This is a genomic window from uncultured Faecalicoccus sp., assembly GCF_944325745.1.
GTDB lineage: Bacteria > Bacillota_I > Bacilli_A > Erysipelotrichales > Erysipelotrichaceae > Faecalicoccus.
In genome coordinates, this window is record NZ_CALVBG010000085.1 from 1 (window position 1) to 4,084 (window position 4,084).

Here is a 4,084-nt window from a genome sequence, read left to right on the forward strand (position 1 = left end):
ATAAATATGAAGCTTTCGTTGTGTATATAATGGTGCAATTTCCACCTGTACTTTTTGAATCACAAAACCACCTCTTTGGGCTTATTGTATCATAGTTCCGATTGCCCTACAGTCGACTATCCAATATTTTGAGTTGAGACAACATCGACGCCTGTATTCGCAACATTTTTCAATACCAGATCTCCCACATGAACAGGTGCCTTCACCTGAACCTTTTTTAATTCCTGGATACACGCAAAAATCTTATTTTTGGGAATAGGATTCCTTGTTTTTACGGATAACATCAAGTGGTTATCATCTCCCGCAAGAGGTACCGTAGTTGTGAGGATTCGAGCAGGTGCACATACTTCTTGCCTGGCATAGCAATCTCCATTCGGGCAGCTGTTCCCATGAACAGACTGTACTTTCCCTTGATTGATCTGTACTGTCAAAACACAACCCATCGGACATCCGATGCATGTAAGTTCCTTAGTTTTCATTGATCTTGGCCTCCAGTTCGATTCGAATTCTTTGAAGATCTATTCCTTCTAATTGTTTCTTGATCAACAAAATCTGCACCATTTCGCCTGGAGTCGCAATTCGAAACGGCCGCCGCATGATTCTTTGATCATTGCCATAAACACAGAAAAAGCCATCTTTATAGATTTGATCGACACGAAAGCGAACCGGTAAAGAGGATTCCATCGCTTCTAAGCACATTCGGCTAGGCACCGTATAACGGACCCCATTTCCTGCTTCAACAGGAACTTCGTGTTTTTGACCTGATTTTGGCTCTCGAAGATACTCAACAGCTTTTCTTCCTGCCATAGAAGCCTCTTGGGATACAAAATCAACCAAATCATGAACATGCAAAACATTGCCGCAGGCAAAAACTCCAGGAATATTCGTCTCCAGACTCTCATTGACCTTTGGACCCTTTGTTTGATCACTCAACTCGATACCCATCATGGCCGACAGTTCATTTTCAGGAATCAAACCACATGACAATAAAAGTGTATCGCACGAAATTCTTTCTCTTGTTTCCGGAAGGATTCTGCCCTCTTTTACTTGTGCGATCCAAACGGCTTCAAGCCGGCGGTTGCCTTCAATGTCCACAACCGTATGCGAGAGCTTCAATGGAATCTCAAAATCCTCTAAGCATTGCACGATATTTCGTTTCAGGCCGCTGGAATAAGGCATTTTTTCCACAACCATTTTAACTTTTGCCCCTTCCAAAGTCATGCGCCTTGCCATAATCAAGCCAATGTCTCCTGAACCCAGGATCACTACTTCTTTTCCCGGCATCAAGCCGTAAACATTCACAAATTTTTGCGCTGTTCCCGCCGTATAGATGCCCGCAGGCCGTGTTCCCGGTATGTTAAGCGCTCCTCTAGGTCTTTCTGTGCACCCCATGGCAAGAATAATTGCTTGTGCCTGGATCTGAAACAAGCCTTCAGAAGGATTCACAGCAGTGATGATCTTATCCTTTGAAATATTCGTCACCATAGTATTTAACGAATAAAGGATATTTTGATTTTTGATTTCACAAATAAATCGTGCGGCATATTCTGGTCCGGTCAACTCTTCATGAAAGGTATGAAGTCCAAATCCATTATGGATACACTGATTCAAGATTCCGCCTAATTGTTTGTCTCGCTCCAAAATCAGAATATCGTCTTCTCCGGCATGCTTTGCCCCTAAGGCCGCTGCTAATCCCGCTGGTCCGCCGCCAATGATCACAAGTCTAACCTTTCTCATAACAGATCCTCCTTATTATTTCCTGCGATAAAATAGGAGTTTTTTCCAGACTTTGTAATCTCCTTGGCTGTTTTTCCATCCTGTTCTCTTGCCAAGATCTCAACGACTTTAGGCAAACAGAAGCCTCCTTGGCAGCGTCCCATGCCGGCACGCACCCGTCGCTTGACCCCATCCAAAGAACGTGCCGGGATTGGTCGATGAATCGCTTCAACGATTTCTCCTTCACTGATCATTTCACAACGACAAACTATTTTCCCATAGCGAGGATCTTTTTGAATCAACGCATTTTTTTGATGGGAGTTCATCGCATAAAGATGGTTAAGTCCTTTCCGCCGCGGCTGGAAATCAGACTTTTGAACAAGATCATATTTCTCTTGAAACCATTTGGCCACTTTTTTTCCAATTGCCGGACAACTGGAAAGACCTGGTGATTCGATTCCAGCTACATCGATAAAGCCAGGTACATCTTTGACTTCTTCTATAATAAATTCATGTGCAGGATGATGGGCTCGCAGCCCGGCAAACGAAGTAATGATCATGTGCATCGGCAGATCTTGCACTGTTTTTTGAGCTTTTTCAATAACGTCCCGCAACCCTTTTTCCGTTGTGTTAAGCGCCTCTTTATCCTGCACATCCTCACTCGTCGGCCCCACTAACAGATTACCGTGAATCGTAGGAGTGACCAAGACTCCTTTCCCCATTTTGGTCGGTAATTGAAAAATCGTATGGCGAACATGTTTTCCCGCTTTTTTATCCAATAATACATATTCCCCTTTTCGCGGAATGATTTCCATTTTCTGCATGCTGACCATATTATGTATTGTATCCGCATGCACTCCTGCAGCATTGATCACATGTTTGGTGAGCACTTTTCCTTTTGAGGTCAAAACACAAAAACCTTGATCGATCTTATCTATAGAAAGCACCTCGGCATCAAAAATAAAACGCACACCGTTCTGCACCGCATTTTCAGCCATGGCCAGATTCAATTCAAAAGGACAGACAATTCCTGCACTTGGTGCATAAAGAGCCCCCACTGCATCTTGCGCAATATGGGGCTCCAACTGTTTTAATCGTTGACGATCAATGATTTCCAGATGCGGCACACCATTTTTTATTCCCCTTTGATATAACTTTTCTAAAAACGGCATTCCTTCTTCTTCCAAACAAACGACCACAGAACCAATCCTTTGGAAGGGAATATCCAGTTCTTCACTCCAGGAATCCATCATAGCGTTGCCTTCCACATTCAACGATGCCATCAAAGAGCCTTCCGGCGCATCGTATCCAGCGTGAATAATTCCGCTGTTTGCCTTCGAAGTCCCTGAACAGATATCCTCTTGTTTTTCCAAAACTACAATATCTAAATCGTATCGTGAAAGTTCACGGGCGATTGCACTGCCACTCACGCCAGCTCCAATAATTACGATATCATGATTGAGCATAGATTCTTCTCCTCTTTAATCTCAATCTTATCTCGTATCATTGGATTGTCAATCTAGTTTCAACTTCTTCTATACCAAAAAGCTCTGATACACTTTCTCTTATTTTCGGACAGTTTTCTAAACACCCCTTTCTAAATAGGAAAAAAGCGTTCAATTAAAGTTAAAAAGGATTTTCCTATAGTTTGTATTGAATTACTCCAAGTTTTAAAAGTTGTATCCCGAATTTTTTCGTATAGAATTCAACTTCATTCTTTTTTGAAAAACCATGGATCGCAAGTTAAAATAGAATTAGGAAACAAAGAAAGGAGATCGAGAACGATGGAATATACTACGATCACCATTGGCCGTCAGTTTGGAAGCCGCGGCCGTGAAATCGCCAAGCGATTGGCAAAAACTTTGAATTATCAGTATTATGATAAAGAACTCTTAGTCAAAGTCGCCCAGAAAAGTGGGTTGACCACTGAATTTTTAGAAAATACTGACGAAAGACAAACCAGCCCTTTCTTTTATTCTTTACTGACCTCTCCTTCGGGACTCTGGTGGAACGATCGATACATTTCGACAGAAGCACTGGCACACCAGGCTCAAATCGAAACCATCCATAATTTGGCAAAACAAGAAAACTGCATCATTGTAGGAAGGTGCGCGGATTATATCTTGAAAGAAAAGAAAAAGTTACTGCGAATCTTTATTTGCGCCGACTTAAAAGATCGTATCCAGCACATCATGGAAAGAGACCAGCTTTCAGAGAAAGAAGCTCGGAAGAAAATCAAAGAGATGGAGAAATCACGAAGTGCATACTATAATTTCAACACGGATCAAAAGTGGGCCGATCCTACTAACTATGATCTATGTATCAATGTCTCAAAACTCGGTGTTCAAAAAACCGTTGATCTGATCAT

4 protein-coding genes are annotated in these 4,084 nt (G+C 42.2%); 1 reads left to right on the top strand and 3 read right to left on the bottom strand.

Going from position 1 to position 4,084, the window contains the following annotated elements; translation table 11 throughout:
* Positions 1-116: 116 nt before the first annotated feature.
* Genes Q0J48_RS06710 through Q0J48_RS06720 form a run of 3 tightly spaced genes read right to left on the bottom strand, consistent with a single transcriptional unit; the run spans position 117 to position 3,182 of the window.
* A complete protein-coding gene (locus Q0J48_RS06710) occupies positions 117-479 on the bottom strand; it encodes a DUF1667 domain-containing protein (protein WP_296242720.1) in 363 nt (120 codons plus the stop codon).
* On the bottom strand, positions 469-1,737 hold the full coding sequence (locus Q0J48_RS06715; protein ID WP_296242721.1) for an FAD-dependent oxidoreductase: 1,269 nt from the start codon (positions 1,735-1,737) through the stop codon (positions 469-471). Before Q0J48_RS06715 ends, Q0J48_RS06710 begins: the two co-directional genes overlap by 11 nt.
* The gene (locus Q0J48_RS06720; RefSeq protein ID WP_296242722.1) at positions 1,734-3,182 is read right to left on the bottom strand and encodes an NAD(P)/FAD-dependent oxidoreductase; all 1,449 of its coding nucleotides are present in this window, start codon (positions 3,180-3,182) and stop codon (positions 1,734-1,736) included. Before Q0J48_RS06720 ends, Q0J48_RS06715 begins: the two co-directional genes overlap by 4 nt.
* Positions 3,183-3,500: 318 nt before the next feature.
* Here Q0J48_RS06720 and Q0J48_RS06725 point away from each other — a divergent pair.
* Positions 3,501-4,084: AAA family ATPase (locus Q0J48_RS06725; RefSeq protein ID WP_296242723.1), on the top strand; the 584-nt coding region annotated here is incomplete at its 3' end.